Source organism: Sphingorhabdus sp. Alg239-R122 (assembly GCF_900537065.1).
Classification (GTDB): domain Bacteria; phylum Pseudomonadota; class Alphaproteobacteria; order Sphingomonadales; family Sphingomonadaceae; genus Alg239-R122.
Genome location: NZ_UNRC01000004.1, coordinates 167,387 through 185,721, shown reverse-complemented (window position 1 = coordinate 185,721; position 18,335 = coordinate 167,387). Strand labels below are relative to the sequence as shown.

The following is an 18,335-nucleotide window of genomic DNA, read 5'->3' as shown; positions in this document are numbered from 1 at the left end:
AACTTGTCCAGCAAGATTTAAGTGTTCAGTTAAAACCTTGCATGCTGTTTCAATCAGTGACTTTTGGCACATGATTTCGATTATAACGCGCTTATGCTATATCAAAAAATATAACAGGGTCGCACCGGTCAATAATGAGAGGTGCAAAACATGAAAAAATTCCTTAAAATTGCCGCTGGCGTAGCTGCAGTCATTGCTCTTTTTGTCGGAGCCATATTCTATTTCACTGCTGGTATGTCCGATGCAGCGGACAGCTTCTTTGCCGCGGCCAGCGAAGGCGACACCGCATCTGCCCATAGCTATCTGTCGAGTGATTTTAAGGCTGGAACAGATGAAAGTGAACTTGCCGGGTATCTTGCCGCCAATTCGTTGGACAAGGTGCGCGATATGAGCTGGTCGACACGCAAGATTGAAGGTGGCAAGGGCATATTGAGCGGTACTGTCACAACGCAGTCCGGTACTGTGGTCCCAGTTGATATCAGCTTTGTCAAAGAGGATGGCGACTGGAAAATTTACGGAATAGACAGAAGCTCATCCGGACTTCAGCGTGGGGATCCTGCGGCACGCCTGCCGGACAATGAGGCGCAGGCGAAGCTTGTGCATGATACAATGGGATATTTCGCGCAGTCAGTGGAAAACAGGTCGATGGAAATCCTGTATGCAAACGTTTCAGATACGTGGCAAAGGCAAACCGATGTTGCGGAACTTGACCGTATATTCAATGAGTTTTACGGTAATATCAGTCTGATAGGTCTACGTGAGCTTAAGCCAGTCATAACCCGGCCCGCCACCATGGAAGATGATGGCAGCATGTCTATCAAGGGCCATTATAATGGCCCTGAACATAGAGTTGAATATGATTTCAGCTATGTTCTGGAAGGCGCGCAGTGGGAAATACTGGGCGTTACCATCAACGTCAGATAGCTATCAGACCCTGTTTGCCGCGCTGAGTATTGCGCGCACGCTTGCGCTGGCGACATCGGGATCTATGGCTGCGCCAAATACACTTTTGCCGTCCGCTGCACGGCATTCTACATAAGCGGCAGCTTTCACGTCACTGCCCTGGCCAATGGCATGCTCGCTATAGTTCATTATGTCGAGAGCGGGCGCTCCTGCATCGGCCAGCGCATTGACCACGCTGGACATCAGGCCATTGCCGCGTCCGCTGACACTATGCACTTCGCCATCAATGCGGATTTTGCCCGCAAAAATGCGCTCGATGCCACTTTTCGTTTCGGTATAATCAAGCAGCTCGACACGGCGATTTGTGCGCTTCAGATATTGCCGCTCAAATTCCTGCCATATATCTTCACTCGATAGCTCCTGACTGGTTTTATCAGCCAGTTCCTGCACTGCTCGACTGAAATCGGCTTGCAGCTTCTTGGGCAGTTTCAAGCCCTTGTCCTGTTCGAGGACCCAGGCAACCCCGCCTTTGCCGCTTTGCGAATTGACGCGGATCACGGCTTCATAGCTGCAATCAATATCGGCTGGATCAATGGGCAGATAAGGCACATTCCAGAGCTCGTCATTGCGCGCATCCTGCGCGGTAAAGCCTTTTTTGATTGCGTCCTGGTGGCTGCCGGAAAAGGCAGTGAACACCAGTTCGCCCGCATAGGGATGGCGCGGATGCACGGGAATCTGGTTGCAATATTCAACCGTTTTCACAACTTCTTCCAGATTGGAAAAATCAAGATTTGGCGTCACCCCCTGCGTATACATATTGAGCGCGAGCGTCACCAGATCGACATTGCCGGTGCGTTCACCATTGCCGAACAGACAGCCTTCAACACGGTCCGCACCTGCCATTACGCCTAACTCCGCTGCCGCAATACCACTGCCACGGTCATTATGCGGGTGAAGTGAGACTACAACGCTGTCGCGGCGTGAGATATGGCGGCACATCCATTCGACTTGATCGGCATAGATATTGGGCGTGGCTGCCTCGACTGTCGCGGGCAAGTTCAGGATGAGCGGTTTTTCGGGCGTGGGTTCAATGATTTCCATCACCGCTTCACACACTTCCAGGCTGAAATCGAGTTCGGCGGTGGAGAATGTCTCGGGTGAATATTCAAAATGCCAGTCAGTGTCCGAATATTTCTCCGCCTGTTCGCGCAATATGGTCGCGCCGGAACGGGCAATATCCTTCACGCCTTGTTTATCCAGTTTGAACACCACTTCGCGCCAGGCGGGACTAACCGCATTATACAGATGCGCGATGGCCTGCTTTGCCCCGGCCAGACTTTCAAAACTGCGTTCGATCAGGTCACGGCGCGATTGGGTGAGGACCTGCACCATCACGTCATCGGGAATCGAGCCCGATTTCACCAGCCCGCTGATGAAGTTGAACTCGGTGGCCCCTGCAGAAGGAAAGCCGACCTCAATCTCTTTGACACCAATGCGTACCAGCATATCGAAAAACCGCTGTTTCTTGGCAGCATCCATTGGGTCAATCAGCGCTTGATTACCGTCACGCAGGTCGGTGGAGAGCCACCGCGGTGCGCGTGTGATCTGCGCATCGGGCCAGGTACGATCGGGCAGGTCGACCTGGGGGAAAGGTCGGTATTTTCGGGACGGGTCTTGCAGCATCGCCATTTTGCATCTCGCTTTAATCAGGCTTTGGACATGTCGCGCAGAGGCCACTGTGTCCAGTAAAATCAGTTTGGTGGGAAAGTGCCCTTAGGCGGGGTGCGGCGCGGATATGCGCCAGCGGTTACACGCCTAAGGGCGTGTAAGTCGTAGCAGTAGAAGAGATGCTGAAATCCGCATAAATCCTGTGTGCACAAGCCCTATGGAGAAATCAATCAAAAAATTTTGTAACCAAAAATGCTGCACATGCGAACTCCCGGTCAAACCAGTGGCGATCATGCCTGTCTGGAAATTTGGAGACTCAACATGAAAATTATCACTTCTGCCGTGGCAGCTTTTTTTGCACTTGCGGCAACCAGCGTTGCGTTCGCACCCGCAGTCAGCGCTGCTGTTATTTAATTATTTTGGGCGCTGTAACCAATCAGGATATTACAGCGAACCCTTAATGCATACTGGGGTTGGCAAATACCTGATTTCTACCGGGGCCAAATGTAAAGGAATTACCAATGAAAAAGACGTTTTTATTCGCCGCGCTTGCAAGCGTATCTCTTGCTGCATGTGGGGCATCTGAAGCACCTGCACCTGCAGCTGAAACCACGGAAACCGTGCAGTCCGTTGTCACCGTCAATGATGACGCGAGCGGGCCTGTATATACCGGTGAAACCGGCAATCTGGCCGTAAGCGGCTATGATGCCGTTTCCTATTTTACCGGCGAAGGCGTACCGGTGGAAGGCAGCGAAGACCATGTCGTTATCTATAATGACAAGGAATATCGCTTTGCTTCTGCTGAAAATGCCGAAAAATTCGCAGCGGAACCGGCAGCATTCGCACCGCAATATGGCGGGCATTGTGCATGGGCACTGGCGCGCGGTTATCTGGCACCGGGTGATGCAACCAAATACAAGATTGTCGATGGCAAGCTATACCTGAACTTCAACGAGGAAGTGCAGCAGAAATGGCTGAAAGACATTCCGGGTTTCCTGGTGAAATCGGAAGAAGCATGGCCGGGCTTTACCAAAGACCAGCGCTATGATGATGCTGATTAAACCATAAACTCTCCCCCAAGTTCGGCATGTCCTTCCTCATCATTGCCGGACAAAGAAAGGCGGCGCCTTCCAGTACCTTGGGCGCCGCCTTTTTCTTATGGCCTGCGAAGAATCTTTTCCATTTCCTTGCCTTTGGCAAGTTCATCAATAAGTTTGTCAAGATAGCGGATTTCGCGCATGAGAGGTTCTTCGACTTCCTCCACCCGTATCCCGCAAACCACGCCTTTTATCAGCTCCCGTGCAGGGTTCATCATGGGCGCGCGGGCAAAAAGTGTCTCGAAATCCGTTTCGCGCTCAATCTCGACCTTAAGGGCGGACTGGCTGTAACCGGTCAGCCAGTATATGATTTCATCAACTTCCGATCTGGTGCGCCCCTTTTTTTCTGCCTTGGTGACATAATGGGGGTAAACGCTGGCAAAGCTCATTGTGTAGATTCTATGCTTACCCACGATTTGTACTCCCACAGTTATGTCTATGACCTTGTGTATCAGTTAGTTCTTGTCCTTATCCACCAGTTTGTTGGCCCCGATCCAGGGCATCATGGCACGTAGCTCTGACCCTGTTTTCTCGATCGGGTGCGCCTGTGCGCGTTTGCGGGCGGCTTTCAGTTCGGGTTGGCCGGCGCGATTGTCGAGCACGAAGTCCTTCACGAAACGGCCCGATTGAATGTCGTCCAGCACGCGTTTCATTTCAGCCTTCGTTTCTTCTGTGATGATGCGGGGACCCGTTGTGATATCGCCATATTCCGCGGTATTTGAAATCGAATAGCGCATATTGGCAATGCCGCCTTCATAGAGCAGATCGACGATCAGCTTGGTTTCGTGCAGGCATTCAAAATAGGCCATTTCCGGCGCATATCCCGCTTCGGTCAGCGTTTCGAAACCCGCCTGGATCAGGTGTGTGATACCGCCGCACAGCACAGCCTGCTCACCGAACAGGTCGGTTTCGCACTCTTCGCGAAAATTGGTCTCGATAATGCCGCTGCGGCCGCCGCCAACGCCGCTCGCATAAGCGAGAGCGAGCTGTTTGGCATAACCGTTGGATTTCTGGCTGGCGCTGCTGCCTTCCTGCTCAACGGCGATCAGGCAAGGGACACCGCCACCGCGCTGATATTCGCTACGTACGGTGTGACCGGGACCCTTGGGTGCGATCATGATGACGTCCAGGTCGCTGCGCGCCTCGATCAGGCCGAAATGCACGTTCAGACCATGGGCAAAGGCAAGCGCGGCCCCTTTTTTCATATTGTCATGATAGTCGGCGGCATAGATCGCGGCCTGATGTTCATCGGGTGCCAAAAACATGACGATATCGGCCCAGGCGGCGGCTTCGGCATTGTTCATGACCTTGAAACCGGCATCTTCAGCCTTTTTGCGCGTCGATGATCCTTCACGAAGGGCAATGGCGATTTCGCTGACACCGCTGTCACGCAGGTTTTGCGCATGGGCATGGCCCTGGCTACCATAGCCGACAATCGCGACTTTCTTGTCCGTGATCAGGCTCATGTCGCAATCTTTATCGTAATAGACGTTCATTTTATTCGCTTTCCTTGGTCAGTTCGCCCGAAACATGGGGCTGGGATACGGTATATTGTGAAACTTGCATCAACTTGCCTCTTTTCCGCGCACGATGGCGACGACGCCAGTGCGGCCGACTTCGACCAGGCCGACTTGCCGCATCAGGTCGATAAACGACTGGATCTTGTCTGGCGCACCGGTGAGTTCGAAAATAAAGCTTTCAGTGGTCGCATCAACCACACTCGCGCGGTAAACTTCGGCCAGGCGGAGCGCCTCGATCCGGTGTTCGCCCACGCCCGCCACTTTCACCAGTGCCAGTTCGCGCTGCACATGTGGGCCGATATCGGTCAGGTCGGCGACTTTATGCACGGGCACGAGTCGGTCGAGCTGTGCGATAATCTGCTCGATCACATGTGGTGGACCATTTGTGACGATGGTGATGCGGCTGATCGCATGGTCTTCAGTGACATCAGCCACGGTCAGGCTTTCGATATTATAGCCGCGCGCGGTAAACATACCCGCAATACGCGCCAATATACCCGCTTCGTTATCGACCGTGACGGTCAGGACATGACGTTCGGGATCAGTTTCCTTGATATGCATTATACAAGCGCCTTTGCTTCATCATCCATTTTGCCTGAAACCTCATCCGCCTGTAGCAGCATTTCGGTATGCGCCGCACCTGACGGGATCATCGGGAAACAATTGGCGAGTTTCGCCACGCGGCAATCGACGATTACGGGGCCGTCCGTATTAATCATGGTTTCTATGCCGCTGTCGAGTTCTTCAGGCTTATCAATGCGGATACCGGTCCAGCCATAGGCTTCGCCCAGCTTCACGAAATCGGGCAGGGCATCGCTATAGCTGCTGGAATAACGGCTTTCATACGTCAGTTCCTGCCACTGCCGGACCATGCCCATATATTCGTTGTTGAGGATGAAAATCTTGACTGGCAGGCGATATTGCGTCGCGGTGGCAAGTTCCTGAATATTCATCTGGATTGAGGCTTCACCGGCTATATCGATGACCAGCGCATCGGGAAAGGCTATCTGCGCGCCAATAGCGGCGGGCAGGCCGTATCCCATGGTGCCAAGGCCGCCGCTGGTCAGCCATTTATTCGGATCATCAAAATGGAAATGCTGCGCCGCCCACATCTGGTGCTGGCCAACTTCGGTGGTGATGATCGGATTATGGTCACGGGTTGCCTTGAACAGGTTTTCAATCGCGCGCTGCGGCATGATGAGCTTGTCATGTTCGGGATAGGCAAGGCATTCAGTTGCGCGCCACCCCTTGATGCGAGCCCACCATTCGGAAAGGTCACGGCCTTCAAGTTTGCGTTCTTCCCAGCGCGCGCAAAGCGCATCAAGGAAATCACCTACATCGGCCACAATCGGCAAGTCCACAGCCACGGTCTTGTTGATCGAGCTGCGGTCAATATCGACGTGAATTTTTGTCGAGTCAGGTGAAAATGCATCCAGCCGTCCAGTGACACGGTCATCAAACCGCGCGCCAAGGCAGATGACCAGGTCAGCGCGGTTCATCGCCATATTGGCTTCATAAGTGCCATGCATGCCGAGCATGCCCATCCATTGCGGTGAGGTGGCGGGGAACGCGCCAAGCCCCATTAGTGTTGATGTGACAGGAGCGCCAGTGAGCTCAGCGATACGGCGCAGTGATGCGGATGCTTCGGGGCCACTATTGATGATACCGCCGCCGGTATAGAATATCGGCGCGTCAGCTTTTGCGATGAGGTCGAGCGCGGCATCAACTTCTGCGGTGTTGGCAGAGGTTTTCGGGCGGTAACTCTTATGACTGCTAACAGGTGCAGCGGAAGGGCTGCCTTTGGCCACCTGCACATCCTTGGGAATATCAACCACAACCGGGCCGGGGCGGCCATGCGTGGCGATAAAGAAGGCTTCGTGCATCACCGCACCGAGCTTCGCTGGATCCTTGACCAGGTAGTTATGCTTGCAGCAATGCCGGGTGATGCCGACTGTGTCGGCTTCCTGAAAAGCGTCAGAGCCGATGAGGGGGGTGGGGACTTGCCCTGTGATAACCACCATCGGGATCGAATCCATAAACGCATCGGTAATACCGGTGACCGCATTGGTGGCACCAGGACCTGACGTGACGAGCACAACGCCCGGTTTACCCGTGGCACGGGCATAGCCTTCGGCGGCATGGGTGGCGGCCTGTTCATGACGGACAAGGATATGGCGGATTTTGGGATGTTCGAAAATGGCGTCGTAAATGGGCAGCACCGCACCGCCCGGATAGCCGAAAATCACTTCGACGCCCTGTTCGACAAGCGTGTCTACCAATATGTCTGCGCCGCTTTTTTCGGCCACTGTCCCGGTCCTCCCAGTTATTTTTACCATACGGATCGCGCCGATATGACGCGTTCGCATTGCCCTCAATGTTGCACTGCAACCATAAAGGCAAGACAAGCCTGTTATGGATATTAAAATGCCATGTCAACGGATTTTATTGAAATAAAATTTCAATATCACAGATATTTTTATCATTTATTTCTTCTTGCCAGTACGGCCACTCTGCGGATGACTGGTTGCGGAACCATGTATACTGACGCTTTGCATATTGACGGGTTGCTGTTTGGGCCGCTTCCACAGCTTCGGCACGTGTCATGTCGCCGTGCAGATAAGCGGCAATTTCCGGCACGCCGATGGCGCGCATGACGGGGCAGTCATCGGGCAGGTTGCGACCTACCAGCGCGCGCACTTCCGCCGCAGCGCCATTGTCGAACATCATCTCGAACCGTTGGTCGCACCGCGCATATAGCCATTCGCGCGGGGGTAGCAAGATAAGCGGCTTGAGCGTGATGTTACCGGCTATCCCGCCCTCTTTAACTGATTGCCAATAAGAGAGATTTTTGCCCGTAGAGCGCACCACTTCCAGTGCGCGTGATATCCGGTTCGTGTCATTGGGTGAAAGTAGCACCGCTCTTTCCGGATCTTCGGACCGGAGCGCGGCATAGCTTTCTGTGAGCGGCAGGGCGCGCACTTCCGCACGCACTTTTTCATCAATATCGGGAATGGGCGATATGCCGTCCAGCAACGTGCGCATGTAAAGACCGGTGCCGCCAACCAATATCGGTATACTGCCACCCGCATGGGCCAGTGCGATCTGTTTTTTCGCATCATCCGCCCAGCGCGCGGCGCTGCAGGTCTCGCTACCGTCAATATATCCGTAGAGCCTGTGCTCTACGTCCTGCATTTCGTCCACTGTGGGCCGTGCGCTCAATATATCGAGATCGGCATAGACCTGCGCGCTGTCCATGTTGATGATGACGGCCTGTTTACCGGTCCGGGTATAATGTTTTGCAAGGGCAACGCCCAATCCGCTCTTGCCGCTGGCCGTTGGTCCGGCAATAAGCGCAACAGGAGGTTTATCTTCCTGTGTGCTCCCCGATTCTGAAGGTTTATCCATGTTCATTGCCACCCTGATAGCAGCAAACCCCCATGAAGATGGAGCGGAAAATGCTGCATGCGATTTGCTGGCCGCTGCAGGTTGCACGCCGCAGGATACGCGCATATTTGGTAACGGACGAGCTATCGACATCCATTTTGAAAATGAGCTGGACGCCGCAAAAACTGCACTTGCGCCCTGTCTGGACAGCTGCGACCTGTTCGTGCAGCCAGCAGCGCACCGCGTTAAAAAACTGTTATGCTCCGACATGGACAGCACGATGATTGCTGCCGAATGCATCGATGAACTTGCCGATTATGCGGACCTGAGGTCAGAAGTGACGGCCATCACCGAAAGCGCGATGCGCGGTGAATTCGACTTTGCCGAGTCGCTCACAAAACGTGTTGCATTGCTTGAGGGCTTGCCGGAAAATACGATTGAGGAATGCCTGCATGAACGTATCCGGGCAATGCCGGGCGCAGGTACATTGATCGCGACTATGCATGGCCTGGGCTGTTTTAATGTGCTTGTATCGGGCGGCTTTCATGCTTTTGCTGATCCGGTGGCGGCAGGGCTTGGCTTTAATCAGGTTTTTGCCAACCGTCTGGAAATGCATGATGGTAAGCTGACGGGCAGGTTATTGGGTGATATCGTCGATGCGAAGGCCAAGGCTGATTTTCTTGAACAGGCTCTTAAGGCCCGCAATATTGATGCCGCGGATAGTCTCGCCATTGGTGACGGGGCAAATGATATTGCGATGCTGCAAGCGGCTGGATACGGCATCGCCCATCATGCGAAACCCGCGGCGCGTGATGCTGCGGATGCATATGTCACACATGGTGATCTGACGACGATACTGCTGGCCCAAGGTATCGATGAAGATCAATGGCTCATTATCCCCGAGCGATAGTATCAGTCAGATTTGACGACAAAACAGGCCTGGTTTTTAAGGTTTCTGCACAACAGCGCTGCGTCTGCGCGATTTGTGAATGGTCCCACCTGCAAGCGCTTAAACTCGCCAGCATCCTGTACATATAATTCCAGCCCCGCGAGTGTTTCGTGACGCGCTTGTAAACCCTGCCATGCCGATTCCACCTTTTCGCTTGTGCGGAACGCACCAAGCTGAATGCGCCAGTTATCCTGCTGCACCTCTTGCGAGGTTGTGACTGTGGGAACGGGTTCCTCCGTATCTGCTGGCGGCGTTATTTCATCTGCATCGGCCATGTTTTCCTCAGCCAAAGAAGCAGGTTTTGACTCTTCTGTCACGGTAACCGGCTGGAGCTCTTCGTTATCTGTTTCAACAGAATCAGTATCGGGTATGACAGGTACAGATGCATCAGCATCCGACAGAGTAACGTCCTGCTGCTCTTCCGCAGGGGTTCCTGCATCACTGTCGTTTACTGTAGCCTCTGGTTCTCTTTCGGCTGTCGCAATATCCTGTGTCAGGATATCGTCTTGCGAGGCGTCAATATGTTTGTCATCAGCTTGTGCCTGAACAAGCTCCTGTTCTTCTGTGTCTATGGCTTGCGTTTGCGCAGGTTCGTCTGCGGGCACGATATCCACCTGTGATATATCCATGTCCGCGACCTGCGACGGGGGCAGCTCTGTTGTAGTAATGCCGGTGTCCGCAGGCTCATCCGGAAGTGGTTGCACAACCTCCTGCGGTGATGCCTGCGCTATTTGCTGGTCTGTCCCGGCCATTTCGGTATCTGCAGGCATTTCCGGCATGGCATCACCCGCATTGGCCACGTCACTTTGTCGTACGTCGTTTTCAGTTGCGGCTTCTTGATTGGCGGACGGGGAGGGTGTTTCAGGTGATATAACGGCTATAATCTGTTCACCATTTATAGACTTTGCATCACGCTCAATTTTTCTCGCGAGCCGGATACCTTCCTGACGTTCTTCTATCGGGACATGCCGGTCCATAGTGGCCAGGTTGAGATCGGCCTGCGGCAGGCCAGCTTCCGCTGCGAGCAGCATATAGGCATAGGCAAGCACCCAATCCTGTTTGGCAAGGTCTCCGTTAAAATGCGCTATGCCCAGTATATATTGGGCGCGGGGTTCTCCGCGTGCGGCAGCCGCCTGGATGTAGGGCATTGCCTCTGCCTGGCGGTTATTGCGAAACAGGATAAGGCCATAACTTTCAATTGCGCGCGCATGTCCCTGTTTCGCCGCTTTGGCAAGCCATTGCTCAGCCACGGCCAGATCGCGGTCGACGTCTTGGCCGATAGTATATGCCTGGCCCAGATTATATTGGGCGTCTGCGTCCCCCTTTTCGGCAAGGGCGCGCCATTCGGTAATCGCTTCATCATCACGGGACGTTAATGTGGGAACATCATCCTGCATGAACCCATATGCAGTCGCAGGCAGCGTAAGAGGCATAAGGCATAAGGAAAATAGCAAGAATCGAGATGGGTTATAGTCTGGTATTACGCTGATCATCCTCTCCCTCTCTTCCATATGATGAAAAATCCTGCCGGGATTTGCCATTTATCATAATTGCCGTGCGCGCATTAACACTCCTATAATGAAAACACATATTTGCAACGCCTCTTTGTCTGAATGCGCGCGTATATAATGCTCAAATTTTATGGATAATGGGCAGTTAGGAACAGCTGCTATCCCGCCATTATCGACATTGCGAGGCAAGTTTGTTTCACGCAAACTTCCAGCTGTTAACCAGATATTAGTCCTGTTCTGCGATTTCGTGTGTTCAGGAAATTTTCGCGAACCTAAGGGGATTAATGTGCGCGTTCTCGCAATGGCATCACAAAAAGGCGGTTCCGGCAAGACGACTTTGTCTGGCCATATCGCCGTTCAGGCCCAGCTGGCAGGTGCCGGCCCGGTTGTTCTTATCGATATTGATCCGCAGGGGTCACTCGCTGACTGGTGGAATGAGCGTGAGGCGGAATTACCCGCATTTGCGCAGACGACAGTTGCACGGCTCGCATCTGACCTTGCCATTTTGCGGCAACAGGGTTTCAAGCTGGCGGTCATTGATACGCCGCCTGCCATTACCATGGCTATCCAAAGCGTCATTTCGGTTGCCGAACTGATTGTTGTACCGACGCGGCCAAGTCCGCATGACTTGCGCGCAGTCGGTGCTACGGTTGATTTGTGTGAACGTGCAGGCAAGCCTTTGATATTTGTTGTAAATGGTGCAACGCCAAAAGCCAAAATCACGTCAGAAGCTGCGGTGGCATTGTCACAGCATGGTACGGTAGCACCAACAACATTGCATCACCGCACTGATTTTGCTGCGTCCATGATCGATGGCCGCACAGTTATGGAAATTGATCCTGAAGGGCGCTCTGCACAGGAAGTGACAGCGCTTTGGGAATATATGTCCGACCGACTGGAAAAGAATTTCCGGCGCACCGTTTTCTCTGCTCCCGCCGCGGCTCAGCCGGTTGGTGGTGCACCGCGTCCCATGGGTGGTTTCGGCCGCCGGGTCGCCGGATCTTGAATGAGGAGCAGGAGAAAGAATGATGGATATATCTGAATCCAAACCAACGGCATCATTGTCGTCCAGCCTGCTTGCACGCAAGGGTGACGCCAAGCCGGCAATGCGCCGTCAGGGACTGACTGGCCTTACTACAGCGCCCAAAAAGGATAACGGCGAGGGTCTTGAAGACCTTGGCTGGAACGATATGGGCTATGATGTCGATCCGCAGCCTGAGGATGATGTGGCTGTGCCGACATCCATGGCAAACGGCAAGGCGGTTAACCCGCTAGCGGCCGCTGTGCCAGAAGTGGTAAAGCAGCGCGATGACCTGGAAGAGCGCCTTAAGGCAGATGATAGCCTGGGACTACAGGATACGCATGAAATAGAAGGCCGGGATGCTGAAGAGGCAGAGGTGAGCGAAGAGCTTTCCAGCGAAGCTGAATCTGCTGATCCGATTGCTGAAAATCCTGAAAATGCAGTATCAGGCGCACCAGTTGAAATGGCGAACAGTCCATTGTCAGTGAAGAAACCAGCTCCAAATGCTGAACAAGAGAAAACGGAAAAAGTTGCTGATTTGGGCACAATGCCTTCGCCGCAAATGGTTGAAGTCAAGGCAGTACGCACACCCGTGATACAGGCGAGCAAACCCAAAAAGCCCGCGATCAAATCTGGAAAGCGCGCTGCATTTACGTTGCGTGTTGATCCAGAACGGCATTTACGGCTTCGTCTGGCCTGCGCGCTCAGTAATATTTCCGCGCAGCAGCTGGTGACACAGGCGCTGGATGAATTTTTGGAAAAAATGCCTGAAATTGATGAGCTTGCAGGCAAGGCGGCAAGCGGCGGCAGGACTTAACCTATTACAGGCATGGCTGCGCAAGCCATGAAGAATACAATAAGGCGAACAAGGACAAACGCTATGATACACAGAACTGCATTATTGAAAGTGACGGCATCGGCTTTGATAATCGGAGCTACACTGGCGGGTTGTTCATCCACGGGCAGCGACCGTCCATCAGCATATTCCTCCAAAACTGAAAAAGCACTGGCAAAGGGCAAGTTGGGCAAAGCACTAAGCAATGCCGAAAACGCCGTTTCCGCCGAGCCGCGCAATGCCGCCTACCGCACGTCGCTTGCCAAGGCTTATCTTGCAAATGGTCGCTTCATGTCTGCTGCGCGAACATTTCACGATGCGATTGAATTGGGTGATGTGAACGCGCGCAATGTTATCAGTCTGGCACTCTCACAAATCGGCATGGGCCGGCAACGTGATGCCATTGATACATTGAATGCGCATCGTACACTGATACCCAATGGGGATTATGGGTTGGCAATTGCATTGGCCGGGCAAACGGAGCGCGGTGTGGACGTGTTGGTGCGTGAAGTGCGCAGCGGTGCAAACACCCCGAAAGTGCGTCAGAACCTAGCCATGGCATTTGCCCTGAACGGCAATTGGCGACAGGCCCGCGCCATGGCATTGCAGGATGTTTCGCCAGCCGAGGTTGGCGAGCGGTTATTGCAATGGGTGCAAATGTCACGCCCTGAACATTATCAGGTTCGTGTGGCTTCGATATTGGGTGTTACGCCGCGTGCGGATGCGGGGCAGCCACAGCGGCTTGCGCTTGCCAATACGCCTGATATGCCGGAGCTGGTTGAAAATATCGCGGATGACGATGCACAGACAGAGCTGTCATTCGTGGATTCACCTATAACCGAAGAATTCGCCATGGCGAGCGCTGCAGAAGCCAATAATACGGTTGCTCCGCTCATACCTGCGGTCAGGGAAGCGGTGAAGGTTGCACCTGCCGTGCAGCAATCGGCAAAGAACGCAGGAGTTCAGCGAGTACCCGCAAAAGCGGTCGAGGTTGAATCTACAGTACAGTCCAAAAAACAGCGCGTTGCACTTGCGAAGTCTGTGGCAAGCGCACCCGTATTTACACCGCGCAGGTCGGTAGCGAATGCGGATCGCGGAAATTATGTCGTGCAACTGGGCGCATTCTCCTCTCCGTCAAATGCAAAACGCGGCTGGGATATTTTGAGCAAACGCTACGGTAATCTGCGCGGCTTTAGCCATGCCAGCGCGACGGTCAATTCAAAGGGTCGTCAGCTTCACCGTCTGGCCGCAACCGGCTTTGGCAATGTGCAGGCGGCGCGTGCCATGTGTAACAGTATCAAGGCGCAGGGCGGCAACTGCTTTGTCCGTCATTCCGGCAGTTTCAAGCCTATGCGCATTAACGGCTCACGTCTGGCGATGCGCCACTAAAGCTGAAACTATTGAAACAGAGACAGGCCGGTTCAGCGCAATGCTGGGTCGGCCTTTCAGTTATCTTGGTATACCTGCTGTCCGCCCTTATAGACGGTTGTGACTTTACCCTGCACGGGCATGCCATCAAATGGTGTATTCCCGCCATGGGCAAGCATTTTGTCCGAATGGATCTGCCACGGGTCATCTGCGTTAAACAGGATGATGTCGGCGGCTATGTCTTTTGCCAGGCTGCCTGCAGACACGCCTAGTATCTTCGCCGGGTTGGCAGAGAGCAGATCAAAGAGCCTCCCCATCGAAACACAGCCATCCCGGACAAGACCTAATGATAGCGCAAGCAGGCTTTCGGCGCCTGCCATGCCCGGTGCGGCATCGGCAAAGGGAAGCCTTTTGTCTTCTGCGCCGCGCGGATCGTGGCCGGAACTGATGACATCGATTGTTCCGTCGGCAACGGCGGCAAGGCAGGCCTGCCGATCTGTTTCCGATCTTAGCGGTGGGGACAGGCGTGCGAAGGTGCGGAAATTGCCTATGGCAATATCAGAGAGGAAAAGGTGCGCAGGTGTGACGCCGCATGTAATGGCCAGACCGTCTGATTTGGCACGGCGGACATGTTCCAGTGCGGCCTTGGTCGTCACCTGCCGGAAATGCACTTTCGCCCCGGTCATCCGGGCGAGTTCTATGTCGCGCGCGACCGCAATAGCCTCGGCCTCGGCAGGGGCGCTGGCCAGGCCCAGCCTCGTGGCCATTTCGCCATCGGTGGCTACCGCATTGCCGGTGAGCCCGCTATCCTCACTATGCACAACCAGCGCAAGGTTCAGCGCGGCGCAATATTGCATTAACCGCCGCATCATGCCGCTATCGGTTATCCATGTGCGGCCTGTGCCGATTGCTTTTGCGCCGGCATCTTGCATAAGGGCAATTTCGGCCATTTCACTGCCATTCAAGCCGATTGTCGCTGCGCCAAGCGGGTGCACCCACAAATCGGGCTTTCCTGAATAGGCCGCGAAACGCACTCGTGCAGGATAATCGAGTGGTGGCGACTGGTCCGGCATCAATGCGGCGCGGGTAATGCCGCCAAAATGAAAGGCAGGTTTATCGATTGCAAATACGCCCAGATCGATAATGCCGGGCGCTATAATTGCGCCTTTGGCATCAACCGTATCCTTAATGTCTGTAATATCACCCACAGCGCTGATTGTATCGCCATCTGCCTGTATTCCGCCTGAAACAGGGGCATCCTGTCCAGGCAGGATCAACTGGCCATTTGTAATTGTCAGGTTCATGTCCAGCCCTCCACATTGCGCGATCTTCGCGTCAATATATCCAGACAGGCCATCCGCATGGCGACCCCCATTTCCACCTGTTCGGTAATGGTCGAACGTTCAGGATCATCGGCAATCGAACTGACAATTTCCACCCCGCGATTCATGGGACCAGGGTGCATCACCAATATATCACCACCCGCTTTTTCCAGCCTTTCCTCGGTGAGGCCATAGAGATGATGATATTCCGTAGGTGAGGGGATAAACTGCCCCTGCATGCGTTCATTCTGCAGGCGCAGCATCATGGCTACATCACAGCCTTTTAGCGCGGCATCAAAATCGGTGTACACTTCCACATCCAGCTCTTTTATTGCAGCTGGAAGCAGTGAGGGCGGCCCTACCACACGCACGATTGCCCCCAATGTACGCAGGCAGATAATATTCGAACGGGCCACACGGCTGTGCAGTATGTCGCCGCATATCGTGACTGTCTGCCCTGAGATATTACCCTTGCGGCGGCGGATGGTGAGGCCATCCAGCAATGCCTGTGTCGGATGCTCATGGCTACCATCGCCGGCATTGAGCACCGGGCAATCCACTTTGTCGGCAATTAACTGCACTGCACCCGAGCTGCCGTGGCGGATAACAATCGCATCGGCGCGCATGGCATTCAGTGTCACTGCCGTATCAATCAGCGTTTCGCCTTTTTTGATGCTGGATTGTGCGGCATGCATGTTCACCACGTCTGCGCCCAGCCGCTTGCCGGCAATTTCAAACGACAGCAACGTCCGGGTCGAGTTTTCAAAGAAAGCGTTGATGACGGTAAGGCCCGCGAGCCGGTCATCATGCTTGCTTGATTGCCTGTTCAAATCGACCCATTGCTCCGCCTCATCCAGAAGATATTCAATCTCCCAAGGCTGCAGGCCCGCTATGTCCAGCAGGTTATGGTGCGGAAACGCATCCGATCCATCCGGATAGGTGCGCGGCGAACTGTCGTTTGGCGATGTCATTAAAGGTGAGCGTGTAGGGTCAGAAGGGGGGAGGGGTCAAGATTTAATCGTGCACAGATACAGAGCTACACATTTACGAGCGCGTCAATTGCGCCCTGCAAAATATAAGCCGCTGCGCTGCTGTCTATCCGTTCCGCCCGTTTTCCCCGGCTCACATCCTGTTCGACCAGCGCGCGTTCCACCGCCTGCGTTGACCAGCGTTCGTCCCATAGCAGGATGGGCAGGCCCACGCCTTGCATATTTTGCGTGAATGAACGCACCGACTGCGTTTGCGGGCTGTTCGTACCATCAAGGTTGAGCGGTAGTCCGATGACAAGCCCTGTGACGGCCTGTTCCTGGATGAGCTGGACAATGGTTGCCCGATCCTGCCCAAACTTGCGCCGTTTGATGGTTTTAGCGGCGGTGGCAAAGGACCAGCCGGCATCGCAAAACGCCGTGCCGATTGTTTTGGACCCTACGTCAAGCCCCATTAACCGGCCAGCATCTGGCAATGCAGCGTAATATTCGCCTGTGTTTTCAGTGATCAGCGAGCTAGAAATGCGTCCACCCTCCGGTCTGCATCCGCGCGGGCATTGGCCCAGAACAGCGGATAGTCATAAACATGATAATTTTCACCCGGCAACACATAGGCACCAAGTTCAGGGGGATCGCCGATTAGCAGGAAACCGCGATCGTCACAGTGTGCAGGCACAGCAGCGGGCACAATCTTGCCATCTGTCAGTGTTTCGTTCGGGACAAGTGTGCCCAGGTTGGCACTGGCAGGAGCCTCACCGCCCATTTTACCCGTGAGCGGATTGGTGCACAGCATGGTGGAGCCCTTGCGCGGATTTCCATCAAAGCCGATGGTCGAATCATATGCCCTGATAACCATCGATGGATCCGCAGGTTCGCCATAGCTCTGCCAGCTTATGACGCAGCCTGTCTGTTCGGTATCGTCGCAAGCAGGCAGGCCGAGCGCTTCCAGATCGTTTTCCACCGAAACCGGCCAGCCAATAATATAAGCTGCGACGATGCGGTCTGCGAGCGGCTGGTTTTTAACAAATTCGCGCAGCAGTGAAGTGAGATGTAGCGCGCCCTGGCTGTGCCCAGCGAGTATAATGGGCCTGTCTTCCGGAATTTCAGCGATAAACTCTTCGAACGCAGTTTTGACATCCTGATAGGCGGCGTCAATTGCTTGCTGCCCCTCGGGTTTGTCGGTCAGAAATGCGCCCAGCACGGCCTGCCTGTAGCGCGGTGCCCAGATTTCGCCTGCACCGTTGAACACGCTGGCTTGGCTGCGCAGGAAAATCCTGGCACGTTCCTGCGATTCTTCATCGTCAAGCGGCGCATTCCAAAGCTGTGTGGTGGCAAAGGAAACAAAAGATGTCGGGTGCACATAAAAGACGGCAGCTTTTGGCTCTGCTACGGGTTCAAAGCCTTCGGGTGTCCATAGCGCTGGATTGCCCCCGACTGTACCGGGCCGTGAAAACCACATATCTGGCACGGCATAGGCGCTTTGTTCGACTTTTTCCTGTTCGACAAAATCTGCCCGTGGCACAAATGCCGCCTGTGTCGCTTCTTCCTGGAAAAATGCAAGTGCGGCCAGTGCGATTATCAGCGTAAAGACACAGAATGCTATGAAATAGAGAAACTTGCGGGCCAAATGTACCTCCGGCTTTGGGCATTGCAACACTATATCGATATATAGCGCAGCATAAATACAGGCTGAACCAGTGCGGCCTATACAGGCTATACCGGCAGGTGCAATGGTTTGCAGCCCGTAAGACAATAGCAAAAATTCGGTTTC

At 54.1% G+C, this 18,335-nt stretch carries 17 protein-coding genes; 6 read left to right on the top strand and 11 right to left on the bottom strand.

The window, feature by feature from the left end; translation table 11 throughout:
- Positions 1–150 precede the first annotated feature (150 nt).
- Positions 151–924 carry a hypothetical protein gene (locus tag G6Q15_RS06395; RefSeq protein WP_164116842.1) on the top strand — a complete coding sequence of 258 codons (774 nt, stop codon included), beginning with the start codon at positions 151–153 and terminating at the stop codon, positions 922–924.
- Between the two features lie 3 nt (positions 925–927).
- Here G6Q15_RS06395 and leuA read toward each other — a convergent pair whose 3' ends face one another.
- Entirely contained in the window at positions 928–2,586 is a 1,659-nt protein-coding gene (gene leuA / locus G6Q15_RS06390; RefSeq protein ID WP_164116999.1) for a 2-isopropylmalate synthase, read from the bottom strand.
- A 506-nt stretch (positions 2,587–3,092) separates the two neighbouring features.
- Here leuA and G6Q15_RS06385 point away from each other — a divergent pair.
- Complete coding sequence (locus G6Q15_RS06385; RefSeq protein ID WP_205518109.1) at positions 3,093–3,632, top strand: YHS domain-containing (seleno)protein; 540 nt, start codon at positions 3,093–3,095, stop codon at positions 3,630–3,632.
- A gap of 95 nt (positions 3,633–3,727) precedes the next feature.
- On the opposite strand, the gene G6Q15_RS06380 is transcribed toward G6Q15_RS06385, so the two are convergent.
- The 5 genes from G6Q15_RS06380 to miaA form a co-directional block, all read right to left on the bottom strand.
- Entirely contained in the window at positions 3,728–4,081 is a 354-nt protein-coding gene (locus G6Q15_RS06380) for a DUF2200 domain-containing protein (protein ID WP_164116840.1), read from the bottom strand.
- A 42-nt stretch (positions 4,082–4,123) separates the two neighbouring features.
- Positions 4,124–5,164, bottom strand: coding sequence for a ketol-acid reductoisomerase (gene ilvC / locus G6Q15_RS06375; RefSeq protein ID WP_164116838.1), 1,041 nt, complete (start codon positions 5,162–5,164; stop codon positions 4,124–4,126).
- 69 nt (positions 5,165–5,233) lie between these two features.
- Complete coding sequence (gene ilvN, locus G6Q15_RS06370) at positions 5,234–5,749, bottom strand: acetolactate synthase small subunit (protein WP_164116836.1); 516 nt, start codon at positions 5,747–5,749, stop codon at positions 5,234–5,236.
- Positions 5,749–7,494 (bottom strand): acetolactate synthase 3 large subunit, encoded by a 1,746-nt coding sequence (locus tag G6Q15_RS06365; RefSeq protein ID WP_164116834.1) that lies wholly within the window; start codon positions 7,492–7,494, stop codon positions 5,749–5,751. The genes ilvN and G6Q15_RS06365 overlap by 1 nt, the downstream gene beginning before the upstream one ends.
- Positions 7,495–7,630: 136 nt before the next feature.
- Positions 7,631–8,593, bottom strand: a complete 963-nt coding sequence (miaA, locus tag G6Q15_RS06360) for a tRNA (adenosine(37)-N6)-dimethylallyltransferase MiaA (RefSeq protein WP_164116832.1) — start codon at positions 8,591–8,593, stop codon at positions 7,631–7,633.
- Between miaA and serB the strand changes: the two genes are divergently transcribed.
- Positions 8,592–9,482 carry a phosphoserine phosphatase SerB gene (gene serB, locus G6Q15_RS06355; RefSeq protein ID WP_164116830.1) on the top strand — a complete coding sequence of 297 codons (891 nt, stop codon included), beginning with the start codon at positions 8,592–8,594 and terminating at the stop codon, positions 9,480–9,482. The genes miaA and serB overlap by 2 nt on opposite strands.
- A 2-nt stretch (positions 9,483–9,484) precedes the next feature.
- On the opposite strand, the gene G6Q15_RS06350 is transcribed toward serB, so the two are convergent.
- On the bottom strand, positions 9,485–10,954 hold the full coding sequence (locus G6Q15_RS06350) for an SPOR domain-containing protein (protein WP_205518108.1): 1,470 nt from the start codon (positions 10,952–10,954) through the stop codon (positions 9,485–9,487).
- A 364-nt stretch (positions 10,955–11,318) separates the two neighbouring features.
- Here G6Q15_RS06350 and G6Q15_RS06345 point away from each other — a divergent pair, with 364 nt between their 5' ends.
- From G6Q15_RS06345 to G6Q15_RS06335, 3 genes are all read left to right on the top strand, one after another.
- Positions 11,319–12,038 carry a ParA family protein gene (locus G6Q15_RS06345; protein WP_240330786.1) on the top strand — a complete coding sequence of 240 codons (720 nt, stop codon included), beginning with the start codon at positions 11,319–11,321 and terminating at the stop codon, positions 12,036–12,038.
- 19 nt (positions 12,039–12,057) lie between these two features.
- Positions 12,058–12,870 (top strand): hypothetical protein, encoded by an 813-nt coding sequence (locus G6Q15_RS06340; RefSeq protein ID WP_164116825.1) that lies wholly within the window; start codon positions 12,058–12,060, stop codon positions 12,868–12,870.
- Positions 12,871–12,933: 63 nt separating this feature from the next.
- Positions 12,934–14,277 (top strand): SPOR domain-containing protein, encoded by a 1,344-nt coding sequence (locus G6Q15_RS06335; protein WP_164116823.1) that lies wholly within the window; start codon positions 12,934–12,936, stop codon positions 14,275–14,277.
- 56 nt (positions 14,278–14,333) lie between these two features.
- On the opposite strand, the gene G6Q15_RS06330 is transcribed toward G6Q15_RS06335, so the two are convergent.
- The 4 genes from G6Q15_RS06330 to G6Q15_RS06315 all read right to left on the bottom strand — a co-directional run bounded on the left by G6Q15_RS06330 (position 14,334) and on the right by G6Q15_RS06315 (position 18,191).
- A complete protein-coding gene (locus G6Q15_RS06330; protein WP_164116821.1) occupies positions 14,334–15,560 on the bottom strand; it encodes a dihydroorotase in 1,227 nt (408 codons plus the stop codon).
- Complete coding sequence (locus G6Q15_RS06325) at positions 15,557–16,549, bottom strand: aspartate carbamoyltransferase catalytic subunit (RefSeq protein ID WP_164116820.1); 993 nt, start codon at positions 16,547–16,549, stop codon at positions 15,557–15,559. Before G6Q15_RS06325 ends, G6Q15_RS06330 begins: the two co-directional genes overlap by 4 nt.
- A 65-nt stretch (positions 16,550–16,614) precedes the next feature.
- The gene (gene ruvX / locus G6Q15_RS06320; protein ID WP_164116991.1) at positions 16,615–17,076 is read right to left on the bottom strand and encodes a Holliday junction resolvase RuvX; all 462 of its coding nucleotides are present in this window, start codon (positions 17,074–17,076) and stop codon (positions 16,615–16,617) included.
- Positions 17,073–18,191, bottom strand: a complete 1,119-nt coding sequence (locus G6Q15_RS06315) for a DUF3089 domain-containing protein (RefSeq protein ID WP_205518107.1) — start codon at positions 18,189–18,191, stop codon at positions 17,073–17,075. Before G6Q15_RS06315 ends, ruvX begins: the two co-directional genes overlap by 4 nt.
- Between the last annotated feature and the right edge of the window lie 144 nt (positions 18,192–18,335).